The 16007-nt window shown below is 34.5% G+C and carries 16 protein-coding genes; 3 read left to right on the forward strand and 13 right to left on the reverse strand.

What is annotated here, in order from left to right:
- Positions 1 to 33: 33 nt before the first annotated feature.
- The 7 genes from APR43_RS17130 to APR43_RS17160 form a co-directional block, all read right to left on the reverse strand.
- Entirely contained in the window at positions 34 to 444 is a 411-nt protein-coding gene (locus APR43_RS17130; RefSeq protein ID WP_053473127.1) for a BrxA/BrxB family bacilliredoxin, read from the reverse strand.
- Between the two features lie 127 nt (positions 445 to 571).
- On the reverse strand, positions 572 to 1003 hold the full coding sequence (locus APR43_RS17135; protein WP_053473128.1) for an ArsR/SmtB family transcription factor: 432 nt from the start codon (positions 1001 to 1003) through the stop codon (positions 572 to 574).
- Between the two features lie 208 nt (positions 1004 to 1211).
- Entirely contained in the window at positions 1212 to 2393 is a 1182-nt protein-coding gene (locus tag APR43_RS17140) for a lycopene cyclase family protein (RefSeq protein WP_053473129.1), read from the reverse strand.
- Positions 2394 to 2411: 18 nt separating this feature from the next.
- Positions 2412 to 2876, reverse strand: a complete 465-nt coding sequence (locus APR43_RS17145; RefSeq protein WP_053473173.1) for a thioredoxin family protein — start codon at positions 2874 to 2876, stop codon at positions 2412 to 2414.
- 197 nt (positions 2877 to 3073) lie between these two features.
- Positions 3074 to 5335, reverse strand: a complete 2262-nt coding sequence (locus tag APR43_RS17150) for a TonB-dependent receptor (RefSeq protein ID WP_053473130.1) — start codon at positions 5333 to 5335, stop codon at positions 3074 to 3076.
- Between the two features lie 244 nt (positions 5336 to 5579).
- On the reverse strand, positions 5580 to 6485 hold the full coding sequence (locus APR43_RS17155) for an NAD(P)/FAD-dependent oxidoreductase (RefSeq protein ID WP_053473131.1): 906 nt from the start codon (positions 6483 to 6485) through the stop codon (positions 5580 to 5582).
- 11 nt (positions 6486 to 6496) lie between these two features.
- On the reverse strand, positions 6497 to 6850 hold the full coding sequence (locus APR43_RS17160; RefSeq protein WP_053473132.1) for a MerC domain-containing protein: 354 nt from the start codon (positions 6848 to 6850) through the stop codon (positions 6497 to 6499).
- Positions 6851 to 6944: 94 nt separating this feature from the next.
- On the opposite strand from APR43_RS17160, the gene APR43_RS17165 reads away from it, so the two are divergent.
- The 3 genes from APR43_RS17165 to APR43_RS17175 all read left to right on the forward strand — a co-directional run bounded on the left by APR43_RS17165 (position 6945) and on the right by APR43_RS17175 (position 10034).
- Positions 6945 to 7337 (forward strand): Fur family transcriptional regulator, encoded by a 393-nt coding sequence (locus APR43_RS17165; RefSeq protein WP_053473133.1) that lies wholly within the window; start codon positions 6945 to 6947, stop codon positions 7335 to 7337.
- 74 nt (positions 7338 to 7411) lie between these two features.
- Complete coding sequence (locus APR43_RS17170) at positions 7412 to 9280, forward strand: Nramp family divalent metal transporter (protein ID WP_053473134.1); 1869 nt, start codon at positions 7412 to 7414, stop codon at positions 9278 to 9280.
- Positions 9281 to 9380: 100 nt separating this feature from the next.
- Positions 9381 to 10034, forward strand: a complete 654-nt coding sequence (locus APR43_RS17175; RefSeq protein WP_053473135.1) for a metal-dependent transcriptional regulator — start codon at positions 9381 to 9383, stop codon at positions 10032 to 10034.
- A 163-nt stretch (positions 10035 to 10197) separates the two neighbouring features.
- Here the strand turns inward: APR43_RS17175 and APR43_RS17180 are convergent, their stop codons facing one another.
- The 6 genes from APR43_RS17180 to APR43_RS17205 all read right to left on the reverse strand — a co-directional run bounded on the left by APR43_RS17180 (position 10198) and on the right by APR43_RS17205 (position 15948).
- Positions 10198 to 10596: a hypothetical protein gene (locus APR43_RS17180; protein WP_053473136.1), complete on the reverse strand. Its 399-nt coding sequence runs from the start codon at positions 10594 to 10596 to the stop codon at positions 10198 to 10200.
- Between the two features lie 168 nt (positions 10597 to 10764).
- A complete protein-coding gene (locus APR43_RS17185; RefSeq protein WP_053473137.1) occupies positions 10765 to 11547 on the reverse strand; it encodes an enoyl-CoA hydratase/isomerase family protein in 783 nt (260 codons plus the stop codon).
- Between the two features lie 10 nt (positions 11548 to 11557).
- A complete protein-coding gene (locus APR43_RS17190; RefSeq protein ID WP_053473138.1) occupies positions 11558 to 12973 on the reverse strand; it encodes a sensor histidine kinase in 1416 nt (471 codons plus the stop codon).
- Between the two features lie 225 nt (positions 12974 to 13198).
- On the reverse strand, positions 13199 to 13747 hold the full coding sequence (locus APR43_RS17195; protein ID WP_053473139.1) for a CopD family protein: 549 nt from the start codon (positions 13745 to 13747) through the stop codon (positions 13199 to 13201).
- Positions 13748 to 13830: 83 nt separating this feature from the next.
- A complete protein-coding gene (gene hemH, locus APR43_RS17200; protein ID WP_053473140.1) occupies positions 13831 to 14844 on the reverse strand; it encodes a ferrochelatase in 1014 nt (337 codons plus the stop codon).
- Positions 14845 to 15075: 231 nt separating this feature from the next.
- Complete coding sequence (locus tag APR43_RS17205; protein WP_053473141.1) at positions 15076 to 15948, reverse strand: helix-turn-helix domain-containing protein; 873 nt, start codon at positions 15946 to 15948, stop codon at positions 15076 to 15078.
- Positions 15949 to 16007: the final 59 nt, after the last annotated feature.

Genomic DNA, 16007 nt, shown 5'->3' on the forward strand with positions numbered 1-16007 from the left:
TTGAGCCTAAACCTCAGAATCTTAGCCCCTTAATTAGCAGAATTCGTTAAACGCATCTTGCAAGTTTTCAGCAATCATTTCAGCTGGACGACCTTCGATGTGGTGACGCTCTAACATGTGAACCAATTCTCCGTTTTTGAACAAAGCCATAGATGGCGATGATGGAGGAAAAGGAAACATGTGTTGTCTTGCAGCATCAACCGCTTCTTTGTCAACACCAGCAAAAACTGTAATAAGGTGATCTGGTTTTTTAGCGCCTTCTAAACTCATTTTTGCTCCCGGACGTGCATTTCTTGCAGCGCATCCGCAAACAGAGTTTACAACAACTAAAGTGGTACCTTCTGCTTTGATAGCATTTTCAACAGCTTCGGCACTATGTAAATCTTGAAACCCAGCAGCTGTAAGTTCAGCCTGCATTGGTTTTACCATTTCTTCTGGATACATATTTTTATTCTTTTAAATTTTACTTTTGAACTGCAAAGTTACAAAGTTTACTCGCAACTACTTAATTTGAAGTATAAAGTTTTGTTATAGTTCGATATAAAATTCTAAGCCTTGTATTTCAGAATATTTAAACTGCTGCTTGTTTTACTTTTTTCTCAGGAAATTGATAATTATATTGTTTTAAATGTCTGTTTCTGCCTCGCATTTTACGTTTTGTTGTCAAAACCGTTTCCTTATCCTGTTCAGAAATCTCAATAGTTGAAAGATAATTACTTACAAATCTTTTAAGAACTTCTATATTATCAACTTCTATAGAATATATCGTTTTTTTACCTTCATATTTTATCTCGACCAGATTTGCTTTTTTTAATTCAAGTAAATGTTTTGATATTGTGGATTGTGCCAAAGGAATTAAATCAACTATTTCACCGCAAGTTCTATTATCTTTTCTCCATAAAAGGGTCATAATTTGAATTCTTGTAGGATGTCCAAGCGCCTTGCAGATTTTTCCTATTGCTTCTGTTTCTATATCAAATTTTAAATTCTTTGTAGTTCCCATAATCCTCTTCAATTTTTCAAATACAAAATTAATTGGCAGGGCATCTTTTGAATCGCTTCAAAAAGTCATAAAAACAGAACAATAAGGTATTTTTTATACGTTCACATCACAGTTCTCAAAGTATGCACTACTTATTACGATAAAAAAATTAGAATAAGATGGTCCGCAGATTTTACAGATTTAGACTGATGTACGCTGAGTTTTTACCTTAACTGAATAAAGCTCGAAACAATGCCTTTATAAAAGGCAATTTTGGACATTTTAAAATGACTTGAAGGTCTTCAAATAAATTGGTTTCTTCATCTAAGAATTTAAAAATCAATTGTGGATTCCCTTTTTTGAATAAAGAAGTAAAAATAGAACTTCCTAATTCATTATGGCGATACAGAATATCTAAAAGCAATAAATCATAAAACCAGAATCGGCTTTTTTTATGAAATGTTTTCATACTGAGTAATACTGTGGTTTCGGGAGAAGTATTATCAGAAAGAAATTTCACTAATTCTGAAGATCTTTTATCGGAATTTTTGAAAGTATAGCCTGTACTTGCTTTTGTCCATCCGCCGGCAGTTCCAATATTTAAAACTCTTTTGGTGTTTTTTTTCCAAAATGGATAAGAAGTCATTGGAATACTTCCCTGCTCCTTTTCGATAATTTCATAATGCTGAATCCCCAGTTTTTGCAAATAGATTTGAATTTCGTTTTCATATTCTTCCGTAGGAAGCAGTTTCTCCGAAAACAAAGTATATTCAACCAAAGCTTCAGTTTTAGAAGTTGGCAAGACATACATAAATCTTGTATTTCCTTTTTGTTCTACCGAAAAATCCATGAAAATAACTTCTTCAGGATTGAAAACTTCTGATTCTGATTTTACAAACCAACCCACAAAATGCTGCTGTAAAACCGGATATTTCGGTTGACTTTCGGCGAAAGCCTTTGTATAAATGCTGTTGAATAAATAATTACAGGTATATCTGTTTTGTTCTGTACCAACAAAAACATGAGTTTCGAGTTCGTTTATGTCGGTTACTTTTTCATTTACAAAAGTAATATTCGGCTGATTTGAAATGGTTTCGAAAATTAAATTATAAAAATCTAATCCGTTGATTTTATTATAGGTATAGGGTTTTAATAGAAGATCTCGTTTAAAGTTTTCATTGGCAAATAAAGCCAAATCCCATTTTTTAGAGATAATCGGATTCCATATTGAATCTTCTTTTTCCCAAAAACACCAGGTTCTGTCATTTGTTTTCTTCGAATCCTGATCTAAGAGCAAAATTGATTTATCAGGGAATTTTCCAGATAAAACCATTTTATAAACTGTCATTAAAGATGCCAGTCCGGTTCCTGTAAAAATGTAATCGAAGTGTTTAATTTGCGAAGAATTCATTCTCAAAAATAAGAAAATTTATTCTTTCAGTTTTTCTAAAAGAAGGTTAAAATCCTTTGGACTCAAATAATTGCTGTACTGCAGTATAATCTCGTTTTTCTCATTTAAAATGCATAAAACCGGATACACAATTTGATTATTAATTGTTCCAAGCTGTAAAGCCAGTTCATGAACACCCACATTATTTCCTGAAGGTTTGTATTTAAATATCTGATTATTAAAAGTAATATCTCGTTTTTCTTCGGCATTCAAATCAATAAAATAGAAATTGGAGTTTAGTTTCTCGATAATTTCCTGGTTTTTAAAAGTTGTAGTTTTCATTCGCTGGCAAAACTGGCACCAATCGGTATGGATGAAAACGATGATTTTTCGTTTTTGAATTTGTTGCAAGCTATCTACTTCTTCAAAAGTGTTGCTTTTTAACTGGCAGAATCCTGTTGAAGTTATTCCGAAGAGGAAGATTAGGAAAAATAGCTTTTTCATTTTGTTGTTTTTTGGGCCACAGATGACGCAGATTAAAATGATTATATCTCTTTTTTGCATTATTAAACTGGACTGAAGTCCAGCCCTACAACATAGTTCGTTCCGTTGGAACTTCAAGAGCCATAGGCTCGATTCATATTGTAGAGCTGGACTTCAGTCCAGTTTAATTATGAATTGCATTATTGTCGCCCATAAATTTACCTCAAAGTATATCGCAACCCAAAAAAACCACGAATAGTCTGATTTTGCCCATAAACATACGTTGTATCAAAAGTTAATCCGTATGGGTTATCTGGGGTTCTCAGTACTTTTCCTGCCGCATCGTATTGCACATTTTTATCAAAAGGATCATTCGTTCTCGAAATCAAAAACGGATTATTCTGCTTTGGAGTAAAGTTCAGCAAATTTTTGACACCGCCGTAAAGTTCAAAATTCTTCCAGCCCGTGTATGTAAACTGAATATTCTGAATGCTGTACCAAGGCGAATTTGGATTTCTCGGATCATATTCGTTCAGTAAAGGCAATTTCATCGGACTATAAACATTTCCGGTATAATCCAACAGTAAATTCCAAGGTTCAATTTTATAAGACACACTCCATGTTCCTGTGAATTTTTCAGTTAAAAAAGGTCTTTCAGAAATTCCTTCCTGAACATTTTTATTGTCTAAAACCGTTGCTCCCAAAATAAACTTTAAACCATTGGTAAAATTGACATCGACATTGGTACTGATTCCCTGACTGATAGCATAACCATCGATATTGTCATAAATGATTTTATTAGGGTCTGTTTCATAATCTGAAATGATTTTATTGCTGAATCTTGTGTAAAAAGCCGTTGTTTCAATTCCGATAAAAGTTCCGTTATTAAAGTTTATTTTCTGAATATAATTCAAATTTACGTTTACAGATTGTTCCGGTTTTAAATCATTTTTGATTACAACTTCTCGTGAACCAGTAAGTGCTGCGTGATCTTCGGTAAATAAATTCACAACCCGAAATCCCGTTCCGGCGTTTAATCTGAAAATTGTATTATCATTTGCTTTAAAGCGATACGCAAATCTGGGTGTAAAAATAGAACCGTGAATAGAGTTATAATCATAGCGCGCTCCCAGCAAAACTTGGCTCTTTGGCGAAAACGTAATTTCATCCTGAACAAAAATTCCCGGTAACCAGGTACTTTCAGCCTCTTTTGTTGCCGGAGTATTGTCGTCATAATACGAATATCGATTTGCAATTCCAGCAAGTAAATCATTACGGCCAATCTTTTTATCCCAGGTCAATTGCAAGAAACCAATTTTTTGATTCGCAATGAATGATGTTGTTCCGTAACGGCTGTCCTGATAATGCAAGTTTCCGGAAAAAGAAAGCATTAGTTTCTCTTCAAACGGTAATTGATAACTTCCTATTAATTCTGCTCTTTTGGTATAAATGCTTTCACCATAAATTTCGTCGCCACCTCTGTACTTTTTTTCCCATCGAACGTCTCCGCCCCAGCGATCTTCATACATTCCGCGTGCTGCAATCGTAAAAAGACGATTATTATTTCGATGAAAATTCCATTTATTAAAAACCGAAATACGATCAGAAAGCGTTACATCTGTAAAATTATCCTTGTCTTTATCAATAACTTGATTATAGCTGAAATAATTAATTCCTAAAAGAGAAGTTGCTTTCTGTCCAACATTAAACTTCATTCCCAAATCAAGATTGTTTTCAAAATAAGTCGTTGTAAAATAATCCGCAGAAAACATTGGGGCATTTGTTGGATTTTTGGTGATAATATTAATCAAACCTCCAACGGCCTCACTTCCATACAGAGACGAAGCTGGGCCTTTTACTATTTCTATTCGTTCCACCAAAGAATTCGGAATTCCGGATAAACCATAAACTGTCGAAAGACTGCTTACAATTGGCATTCCGTCAATTAAAACCAAAGTATACGGACCTTCGAGGCCGTTAATATGAATATCGCCCGTGTTACAAACCCCGCAATTCAGCTGCGGCCGAACGCCGTTTATATTTTGAAGTGCGTCATAAATACTTGGTGTTGGATTTTTTTTGAAGAAAACCGGTGAATAAACCTCAACCGGAACAGCACTTTCTAAACGTTTTACTGGTTTTAAGGTTCCCGAAACTACTACTTCGTTAAGCTGGTTTTCATTATCTTCTAAATCAATATCAAGATTGAGGTTTTGTCCTTTTACAATTGAAAATCTTTGAGTCACGGGTTTAAATCCAGTCGAAGTTGCCTGGATTTTTCCTTCTTCAATACTAACATTTTCAAAAACATAATAACCTAAACTGTCTGAAACTGTTTTTTGTTTTGTTCCTAATAACTGAATATTCGCGGCTTGTAATTTTTGTCCGTTGCCAGTTATAAAACCAGAGATTTTAGAGGTTTCCTGAGCAAAAGAAAAGTGTAAGTTAAATAATATCAATATCCAAATTGAATTTTTCATCGTGGTAAAATTAATTTTAGACAAAACTAAAAATTAAATTTGACAAATAATGATTTTAAATTTAGAAATTTATAACTTTTAATATGTCAATATGTTATATTTCTATTTAAACAAAGTCGTAAGTTCAATTATATATTTTTTTAATCGCGCAAAGTCGCGAAGCCGCAAAGCTTTTTTCTTTTTAAGCTTCATCAATAAAAACTTTGCGGCTTTGCGACTTTGCGAGCAATTTTCGGTGCATCAATTAAAAATCCTCGTCAATAAGATCTTTATTAATTACAGCTCCGGCGAAAGATCCTGTTGAAACCGCAATGGCCACAGATCGCATTTGAGTGGTACAATCTCCGCTCGCATAAATACCGACAATATTTGTTTTTTGCATAAAATCAACTTTTAGCAAACCTTGTTCGTTTATGTCACAACCCAAATCTTGTGGTAATGGACAATGCTGTTCAAATGGTGGTCTTGCATAAATGGCTTTGACTTCAACTTTTTCCTGATTTTTGAAGATAATGTTTTTGACATATCCTTCTTTGTGTTCAAAGGAATCTATTTCTTCTTCAAAAATTTGAACTCCATGTTTCTTAAGTATTTCGGTTTGTTCTAAAGTCAAAGTTGATTTTCCGTTCGTACATAATCTCAAATCTTTTGTCCAGTTCGAAATCAGTTTTGCAAAATCAAATGCCATTTCACCATTTGCAATTATGGCTGTTTTTTCATTTTTAACTTCATAACCATGGCAATACGGACAATGTAGAACAGATATTCCCCAACAGTCAGCAAAACCATTAATTTCGGGAAACAGATCTTTAATTCCGGTTGCAAACAGGATTTTCCTTGAATTGAAAGTTTCACCAGATTCTGTTGAAACTTCAAATCCGTTTTCTTTCCCGATCGCTTTTACAGCTAGTCCGTTATAAAAATGAACCGTTTTATAGAGATCCACTTGTAATTTGGCTTTCGCCGAAATCACTGCGGGCTTTTCACCATCTTGTGTAATAAAATTATGCGAATGCGGCGTTTGTCGGTTACAAGGCAAACCGCTGTCAATAATCAAAACCTGACGAAGAGAACGTCCTAAACTCATTGCAGCAGATAATCCGCTGTAGCTTCCGCCAATGATAATCACATCAAAATTCTTCTGTTCCATAACTAATACTTTTAATGATTTTGTTTTTTGTGTAATTTGTAATTAATCAAATGCCCGATGATCATCCCGATTCCGCCAAAATAAATCAGGTCCAGATGAATCTCTAAGAAGATTTCAGTCAAAATACTAATCCAGATTAAACTCATTGAAACAATCAAAATTGACGAAACCAAAAGACTTGATTTTTTCGTAATTTTGAGAATTGCAAATAAGCCTATCGAAGCAAATACTAAATCGATAATTGGATTGTGACTTATGCCCAAAGGAAGGATTGTTAAAAGTGGAAAAATCAAACAATGAACCAGGCAGATCGTCGCGCTCGAAATTCCTAAAATATCGTAAAAGGATGAGGTAGTTTTCTTCATTTCTTGTACATTTGCTTAATGCAATTTTGTTGCAAATATACACATTAAAATCAATTGCAACATTGTTGCGTTAAATTTTTTAATTCAAAATAAAATGAAAGCTACACGTAACACTACAGCAAAGACAGCCGTTTTAGAGGTTTTTGAGAAATCTAAAACAGCACTGTCCCACACCGAAATTCAAAAACAATTGAACGATGTCTGCGATCGCGTTACTATTTATAGAATTTTAGATCGTTTGGTTAACGACGATATTATTCATAAAATTTCGAATCTTGATGGAACAGTAAAATATGCAAAATGCAATCATTCACATCAAAGAGTACACATTCATAATCATGCTCATTTTAGTTGTGAGAACTGCCATGAAATTACTTGTCTCGAAACTGTAAAGCCAAGTTATATTATGCCTCATAATTATAAAGTAAACGAAATAAACTTTACCCTTTCGGGATTATGTCCAAAATGTTTGAATTCTAACATTTAAGTTTTAGACAAGTCTAAAAATATTGTTGAGCGAATATAATTTTTCAATATATTTGGTAAATCAATATATTAGAAATGACTAAATCATTAGAAGAAGTTAACCAATCGGTTGCTACAGAACATAAAAAAACAGGTTTCAGGAAAATATTAGCCTTTTTAGGCCCGGCATATTTAGTAAGCGTTGGTTATATGGATCCCGGAAACTGGGCCACAGATATTGCCGGTGGAAGCCAGTTTGGCTACACTTTAGTCTGGGTTTTATTAATGAGTAACTTAATGGCTTTGCTTTTGCAGAGTTTAAGTGCAAGACTTGGAATTGTAACGCAGCGCGATTTAGCGCAGGCTTCCAGAGAAACCTATTCAAAATACATCAACTACATTTTATACTTTCTCGCCGAAATTGCAATTGCAGCCTGCGATTTAGCCGAAGTTCTGGGAATGGCGATTGGAATTAATCTTTTATTCGGAATTCCACTTTTTGAAGGCGTTTTGATTACCGTTTTAGATACTTTCCTTTTACTCTTCTTAATCAATAAAGGAATTCGTAAAATGGAAGCTTTTATTATTGTTTTGGTCGCCATTATTGGATTTTCTTTCATTTTCGAAATGATCTTTGCAGAACCTGAAGTTCCAAAAATCCTTGCCGGACTTATTCCTTCTATTCCAAATTCAGCTGCTTTATATATCGCAATCGGAATTATTGGAGCAACTGTAATGCCTCACAACCTTTACTTACACTCATCTTTGGTTCAAACCAGAAAATTCGATAGAAGTCCAGCCGGAATCAAACAGGCTTTAAAATACAATTTTATAGATTCGACAATTGCCTTGAATTTGGCTTTTTTTGTAAATGCTGCGATTTTAATTCTTGCTGCCGCAACTTTCCACAAAAATGGAATGTTTGAAGTAGCCGAGATTCAGGATGCGCACACATTTCTGGAACCATTATTAGGAACGAAATGGGCTCCAATATTGTTTGCAGTTGCTTTAATTGCCGCGGGACAAAGCTCAACTGTAACCGGAACACTTGCCGGACAAATTGTGATGGAAGGTTATTTGCACTTGCGTATTCAGCCGTGGGTTCGCCGAATCATAACGCGTTTAATTGCGATTGTGCCTGCTTTAATCGTTATTTGGGTTTATGGTGAAAGTGTAACCGGAAAGCTTTTAATTCTAAGTCAGGTGATTTTGAGTTTACAATTAGGATTCGCGATTATTCCGCTGATTCATTTTGTCAGTGATAAATCAAAAATGAATGGTTTTCATATTTCGAGAACTACTCAGGTTGTTTCCTGGATTATTGCAGCTATTATTGTTTCATTAAATGCAAAGTTGGTTTATGATGAAATTACATCGTGGCTTGCAAGTTCAAGTCATCCAATAATTTTATGGCTTACGGTTGTGCCGCTTGCTTTTGCTTTTTTAGGCTTACTTCTTTACATTGTTTTTAAACCTTTTATTGCTAAAGCCAAATCAAAAACTATAAATCATTCGCCTCATAACCTGAAACTTCATTTTTCTCAAAAGAAAACTCAGGAAGTAAAAAACATCGCTGTTTCTGTGGATTTTTCTCATGCCGATGAAGCTGCACTTAATCATGCTTTCGAATTAGGCGGAATGGATGCAAAATACACTCTTATACATGTTGTCGAAACAGTTGGTGCCTTAATGTATGGAATTCACATTCATGATCACGAAACTACAATTGATGAAAAACTATTATTAGAGTATAAAAAAATGCTTTCAGAAAAAGGATTTAACATTGAAACAGAGCTTGGTTTTGGAAAACCAAACAAAATAATTCCGGAAATCATCAACAGCGGTATTTTCGATATTTTGGTAATGGGAACCCACGGCCACACTGGATTAAAAGATATTCTTTTTGGTACAACGGTAGATAAATTGAGACATAAAATTTCAATACCTTTGCTGATTGTTAAATAAAATAGTTCTTTTTAGAGGGACAAAGGTTCAGAGGTGCAAAGTGACAAAGGTTTTCTCTCAATCTAAAATCTAAAATCAACACTCTAAAATCTAAAACCGAATGACCTTTTCAGAAGAAAATTATCTAAAATCTATATATCACTTAACGGCGGCTTTAGAAACTGAAGTTAGCACGAATGCCATTGCAGAAATCATGGAAACAAAAGCTTCTTCTGTAACGGATATGCTTAAAAAACTGGCTGATAAAGATTTAGTAAATTATAAAAAATACCAAGGTGTTTCGCTAACCGAAAACGGAAAACTGGCTGCTAAAATGATTGTTAGAAAACATCGTTTATGGGAAGTTTTTTTGGTAGAGAAATTAAACTTCAGCTGGGATGAAGTTCACGATATTGCGGAACAGTTAGAACATATCAAATCTGAGCAATTGATTAACCGTTTGGATGATTTTCTTGGAAATCCTACAGAAGACCCGCATGGCGACCCGATTCCGGATGCTAATGGCCGAATTATTAAAATTGAGAAACAACTGCTTTCTGAATTATCAGAAAATCAAACCGGAGTTTGTGTCGGCGTAAAAGATACTTCTTCAGAGTTCTTAAAATATCTGGATAAACAAGGAATCGCTTTGGGTTCTAAAATTGAATTTCTTTCTAAAGAATCCTTCGATTTATCGGTAAAAATTAAGGTTGATGGGAAGGAATTGTCTATTTCTAATAAAATTGCTTCTAACTTGTTTGTGAAGCTGGTTTAGCGAGTTATTTCACAGAGATTCGCGAAGAAGTTTCGCAGAGATACACTAAGATTTTATCTTTTGTCAGGCTGAGCGAAGTCGAAGCCCGCAAAGTGATTCAGTAAACGAGGCTTCGACTTCGCTCAGCCTGACAACTCAGATATCTATTTCTAAAAATTATTATTTAAACAATTCCCTTTTCAACCATTTCCAGCATAACCGGCGATGCATTTTTAAATGTCGGTGGCTGCTCGATAATACTTCCTGCATTCTTTTTGTTTACTTTGAAAGTAACATCGTTATCTGTAGTAAATAAAAGTGCAGTTAGAAACGGTTTTTTGATATAAGAACCTAAAACCAATAAAGCCTCATCTAAAGTGTGAATGCTTTCGATTTCTTCTGTTTTATAGCGAGTAGTTAATGAAATCGAGAAAGTATTGTCTTCATTTAAAACCAATCTGAAATAAATATTTTTGATTTCGGTATCGCCCATAGTTTTAGCCAAAGTCAGTTTTGCGAAAGTTCCAGCTTGAATACTTTCTTTAACTCGTTCACAAAAAAGGGCAAATATTGGTTCGTACATTTTTTTTAAGTTGCTAAGGTTCTGAGATCCTGAGATTCTAAGTTTTTATAATCTTGTCTATTATTTTGCGCAAAGATTTAGCAAAGTTACACAAAGATTATATAAATTTTCTTTGTGTCCCGATAGCTATCGGGACTGTGCTATCTCTGCGCAACTTTGTGGAATAACTTATTTTCCTGTAAATTCAGCTTTACGTTTTTCTAAAAATGCTGAAGTTCCTTCTTTAAAATCCTCCGTTCCAAAACATTTTCCGAACGATTTTATTTCAGTATCGAATCCGTTTTTGCCATCTTCAAAATTAGCATTGATTGCTTTAATTGCTTTTGCAATCGCAAACGGAGCGTTTTTAATGATTTTTTGAGCAATTACGTTTGTAAACGATAAAAGTTCTTCCTGCGGCACTACGTGATTTACTAAACCGTATTGTTTTGCTTCTTCTGCAGAAATCATCGCTGCGGTCATAATCATTTCCATTGCACGGCCTTTCCCCACTAATTGTGGCAAACGCTGTGTTCCACCGTAGCCCGGAATCAATCCTAAAGTTACTTCTGGCAATCCCATTTTTGCATTGTCTGAAGCTATTCTAAAATGACACGCCATTGCCAGTTCTAATCCTCCGCCTAAAGCAAAACCATTAACAGCTGCAATAACTGGCTTTTTAAGGTTTTCGATATAATCGAATAATAATTCCTGACCTTCGGCTGCTAATTGTGCGCCTTCAACAACTGTATAGTTTGCAAATTCTGAAATATCTGCTCCGGCTACAAAAGCTTTTTCTCCGCTTCCGGTTAAAATAATAACGCGAACATCGTCACTTTTCCCTAATAGCTTAATGGCATTGCTCAAATCGCTAATTGTCGATTTGTTTAAAGCATTCAGTTTTGTAGGTCTGTTTATAGTGATTGTGGCAACTTTTTCCTCAATAGAAATTAATATATTTTCGTAGTTCATGACGATGAATTTAAGAGTTTGTAATAGGTAAAGAAACCCTAAATGTGGTTCCTTTTCCGTAAGTTGATTCAAAGGTAATTGTTCCTTTGTAATTTTCTATAATGTTTTTGATAATTCCGAGTCCGAGTCCCATACCACTGGTTTTGGTAGTAAATTTTGGTTCGAAGATTCGGCCGATATCTTGTTTCTGGATTCCGATTCCGTTGTCTTTTACGGCAATTTCAACATTGTTATTTCGCCTTTTTACGGTAACCACAATTGATTTTTGAAACTGACTTTCCGGAATTGCCTGTGTCGCATTTTTAACCAAATTGGTAATAACACGAATCAATTGCGTACGATCCATTTTCGAAATAATTTCTTCTTCATCGCTTTCAAAAGAAATATATTCTTCGTTGAAAATATCCAAAGCCAATTCCACAACCTCAACAACATTCAAGGTTTCATTTTGCTGTGCCGGCATAGAAGCAAAGTTTGAAAATGCCGAAGCCACCGCCGTCATGGTATCAATCTGCTGAATTAAGGTTTCAGAGTAATCATTCATTTTCTGCTTTACATCAGGATCATTGGGATCAAACTTTCTTTGGAAACTCTGCACCGTTAATCGCATTGGCGTAAGCGGATTTTTAATTTCGTGTGCAACTTGTTTCGCCATTTCGCGCCAAGCTTCCTCACGTTCGCTTTGCGCTAATTTAATCGCACTGGTTTCCAGTTTGTCAACCATTCCGTTATACGCTTTTATCAGAAAGTTGACTTCTTTGCTGTTGGCTTCTAAAACAATTTTTTCGTTTTTCTGATCCAAATTGGTTTCTTCCAAACGATCTGAAATAGTTTTTAATGATTTTGTGATATAGGTCGAAAGGAAATACGCCAAGGCAAAAGCCACAATCAGCATAAAAGAATAAACCTGACTTAAGCGAATCAAGAAAGTATTCAACTCGTTATCGTAATAACCATCGTCTTCTAAATATGGAAGGTTAAGAATTCCGAGTGGTTTGAATTTTTCGTCTTTTATTAAACTGTATGAAGATCTGTTTTTGACTCCGTCGATAGTTTTAATGTCCACAAAACGCTTTTCGATAGAAGAACGAACCAGTTTCAAGATATATTCGGGAATTGGCGGTGCAATTTTATCAACGGCAAAAGACTCTTTAGAAGATTTTAAAAGTTTCCCGTCAAGACTGTAAATGTTTATTTCGATTTTGTGAATCTGTGCTAACTCGTGGATTTTATCTTTAAAGATTAAATCTAAGTTTTGAGTTTTTAGCGGATAAGTCGTTGTAGAAAGCACATAATTGATGTGTTCTTTTACAGCATTTTCTTTTCGTTCTAAACGTTCTTGATGATATTCTTTGGCTTCGGTTTTAAACTGAATAATTGAAATCGAAGCTAATAAAAAAGATGCCACAACAATCAATACAATCATCGACAGGAAAATCCTGGTACGAAGTGAGAGCATTGTCATTTTGATGTTTAGCATGTTCCTTTTGTTTTTTCGTCACGAATTTCACTAATTTACACTAATTATTTTTTTAGCCACAGATTAAAAGGATTTAAATGATTTTTTTAATCCTCATAATCCATTTAATCTGTGGCAAATATTACAAAAAGAAATTCGGGAAAATTCGTGTAATTAGTGGCAAAACTCTTTTTATTTTTTTTCTCTAATTCGTTTGTAAAAACGGAATCCCAGCATTATTAAAACCGAGAATAAAATAATCCCGATTACGCCGAAAATCCAGTTGATGGCACTTTTTAAAACTACTAAAAAGACAACGGCAAATAAAATAATCGTTGCGCCTTCATTCCATAAACGCATAAAATTATTGGAATATTTTACCTCATCGTTTTGTAATTGTTTGAAAATCTGATGGCATTTTCCGTGATATAAATATAGAAGGAAAACGAAACATAATTTTACATGCATCCAAGGTTGTGTGAGCCAAATGTGTCCTGCATCTGTAAAAAACAGCATCCAAAAAGCAAAAATACTCGCCAAAACCGCCGACGGCCATGTAATAATGTACCACAAACGATAGGCCATTATTTTGTATTGCGCCTGCAGAATTTCTTTTTCGGGAGATGGTTTTTCATTTGCCTCTATTTGATACACAAACAAACGCACAATATAAAACAAACCCGCAAACCAAGTGATTACAAATATAAGATGCAGTGATTTTAGATAATTGTAATATTCCATTATTATTTGTTTAAAGTTTCAGGTTTAAAGTTTCAAGTTATCAACTTTGAGAAAAACTTTAAACTTTAAACCTGAAACAAATATTATTTAGCCCAATCGTTAATCCAGTTACTCACTGTCTGACACCATTCGTCGTCGTCATTTAAACATGGAACTGCCAGGAATTCTTCGCCTCCATTTTTCTCAAAATCTTCTTTGGCACGCATCGCGATTTCTTCTAAAGTCTCTAAACAATCCGAAACGAAAGCTGGTGTTACAACTGCTAATTTTTTGATTCCTTTTGCCGGCATATTATCAATTTCGACATCTGTATAAGGTTCTAACCATTTGTCTCCCGCTAAACGCGATTGAAATGTCAGGCTGTACTTATCTTCTGGAAGTCCTAATAATTTAACGACTTGTCTTGTTGTTTCATAACATTGATGACGATAACAGAAATCATGCGCCGGAGATGGCGTGTTGCAGCAAGAACCGTCAATTTTACAATGTGATTTTGTAACATCGGTTTTGCGAATGTGACGCTCAGGAATTCCATGATAAGAAAACAATAAGTGATCATATTCAAAACCAACTAAATGTTTTTGAATCGAATCTGCTAAATTCTTGATATAATCAGGTTTATTGTAAAATGCCGGAACATCTGTAAAAGTCATGTGTGGAAACTTCTTCTTGCGAATTTCCTCTGCTTTCACTAAAATAGTCAAAGTCGAGGCCATTGCATATTGCGGATATAAAGGAAAAAGCATTACATCTGTAACTCCTTTATCACTCAATTCCTGAAGTCCTTTTTCGATGGTCATACTTCCGTAACGCATTGCCAGAGAAACTGGAACGTTTACAAGAGGCTGCACTTTTTTCTGCATTCTTTCTGAAAGCACAACTAATGGAGAACCTTCTTCCCACCAAATTTTCGCGTAAGCATGCGCTGATTCTTCTGGTCTTTTTCTTAAAATAATACCGCGAACTAATAATGCTCTCAATAAATACGGAACGTCGATCACGTATTTATCCATTAAAAATTCATCTAAATAAGGTTTTACGTCTTTTGTTGTTGGACTATCGGGAGATCCTAGATTTACTAATAATACGCCTTTCATTATTTTTTTGCTTTAGGCTTTAAGCATTAGGCTTTAAGCTTTTATTTGTTTTTAAAAATTTCGTCAAAAGTAGAACTTGCTTCTTTTTGTAAATATGATAATTATTACTTTTTATTTATTGTTGAATATCGAAAATCAATTTGTTGGTGTAATGGCACACCGATTTAACGGGTTTAACAGATTTTCGCAGATCATTAATTCGTGTTGATTCGTGAAATTCGTGGCAAAAACTTAAACATTCGCATTAATCGACATTAAATATTTTTTAGGAGTCGTGGCAAACTTTTTCTTAAAAGCTGCTATAAAGTGACTTCCGGTGCTGTAACCAATTTTAAGTCCAACTTCATTTACATTATAAGAACCGCTGTCTAAAAGTTTTCGGGCGAAATCCATTTTGTAATCAAACAGAAAACCATAAACCGTATCGCCGTAAATTTGTTTGAAACCCATTTTTAGTTTCTTCAAATTTAAACCAATTTCATCTGCCAGTTCCTGCAGTCCCGGAGGTTCAGCCATATTGGCGATGATAATTTCTTTGGCTTTTCTGATTTTCAGCACGTTGTCTTCATCAATCAAAAACGGACATTGTTCTGCATTTGGATCTTCGGTTCTGTTAAAATACAAACTCAGTAATTCGTATCCTTTTCCTTTATAATAAAGGTTTTTTATGGACGGATGAAGGTTGTAATGAAACAGCTGACTTAAGACAATAGCCATTGAAGGACTAATATTTCCTTCGTTATAATACTTTTTGTCCTTATTATCAGGACTTAAAAAAGTAATATAATCGGCTTCGGCAGAAAACAACGCGTGAAATTTTTTGATGGAAACAATTACCGAAATCACCCACGAGTTAGGTGCCAATTCTAAATTAAGAGGCAATTCTTTCTGCGGATTGTATAAAAGCAGCGATTTTTCTTCTTTCAGTTCTAAAGCATAATTGCCCTGATTGAACAAAAATTTAGCATTGCCTTTTATCCCGAAGTGAAACTGTATCAGGCCTGTACCTATTTCGTGCTGTGCATAAAAAGGCTCCGGACCATCGTTTTGAAAACGGATCAGCGTAAAGTCGTCTTCAATTTTTATAACTTCTTGAGAACTCATAGCGATATTTTTTTGAAACTAAAATCAAAAGAAAAGCAAAATGTTATTTAGAATGACTC

Source organism: Flavobacterium sp. NLM (assembly GCF_002210235.1).
Lineage (GTDB): Bacteria > Bacteroidota > Bacteroidia > Flavobacteriales > Flavobacteriaceae > Flavobacterium > Flavobacterium panici.

What these genes read in the sequence shown, in the direction of transcription:
- APR43_RS17155 (WP_053473131.1), bottom strand. Translation starts at nt 6,485, where the DNA reads ATGGAACAGAAGAATTTTGATGTGATTATCATTGGCGGAAGCTACAGC.
- APR43_RS17140 (WP_053473129.1), bottom strand. Translation starts at nt 2,393, where the DNA reads ATGAATTCTTCGCAAATTAAACACTTCGATTACATTTTTACAGGAACC.
- APR43_RS17130 (WP_053473127.1), bottom strand. Translation starts at nt 444, where the DNA reads ATGTATCCAGAAGAAATGGTAAAACCAATGCAGGCTGAACTTACAGCT.
- APR43_RS17165 (WP_053473133.1), top strand. Translation starts at nt 6,945, where the DNA reads ATGAAAGCTACACGTAACACTACAGCAAAGACAGCCGTTTTAGAGGTT.
- APR43_RS17185 (WP_053473137.1), bottom strand. Translation starts at nt 11,547, where the DNA reads ATGAACTACGAAAATATATTAATTTCTATTGAGGAAAAAGTTGCCACA.
- APR43_RS17175 (WP_053473135.1), top strand. Translation starts at nt 9,381, where the DNA reads ATGACCTTTTCAGAAGAAAATTATCTAAAATCTATATATCACTTAACG.
- APR43_RS17150 (WP_053473130.1), bottom strand. Translation starts at nt 5,335, where the DNA reads ATGAAAAATTCAATTTGGATATTGATATTATTTAACTTACACTTTTCT.
- APR43_RS17180 (WP_053473136.1), bottom strand. Translation starts at nt 10,596, where the DNA reads ATGTACGAACCAATATTTGCCCTTTTTTGTGAACGAGTTAAAGAAAGT.
- APR43_RS17135 (WP_053473128.1), bottom strand. Translation starts at nt 1,003, where the DNA reads ATGGGAACTACAAAGAATTTAAAATTTGATATAGAAACAGAAGCAATA.
- APR43_RS17195 (WP_053473139.1), bottom strand. Translation starts at nt 13,747, where the DNA reads ATGGAATATTACAATTATCTAAAATCACTGCATCTTATATTTGTAATC.
- APR43_RS17145 (WP_053473173.1), bottom strand. Translation starts at nt 2,876, where the DNA reads ATGAAAAAGCTATTTTTCCTAATCTTCCTCTTCGGAATAACTTCAACA.
- APR43_RS17205 (WP_053473141.1), bottom strand. Translation starts at nt 15,948, where the DNA reads ATGAGTTCTCAAGAAGTTATAAAAATTGAAGACGACTTTACGCTGATC.
- hemH (WP_053473140.1), bottom strand. Translation starts at nt 14,844, where the DNA reads ATGAAAGGCGTATTATTAGTAAATCTAGGATCTCCCGATAGTCCAACA.
- APR43_RS17170 (WP_053473134.1), top strand. Translation starts at nt 7,412, where the DNA reads ATGACTAAATCATTAGAAGAAGTTAACCAATCGGTTGCTACAGAACAT.
- APR43_RS17160 (WP_053473132.1), bottom strand. Translation starts at nt 6,850, where the DNA reads ATGAAGAAAACTACCTCATCCTTTTACGATATTTTAGGAATTTCGAGC.
- APR43_RS17190 (WP_053473138.1), bottom strand. Translation starts at nt 12,973, where the DNA reads ATGATTGTATTGATTGTTGTGGCATCTTTTTTATTAGCTTCGATTTCA.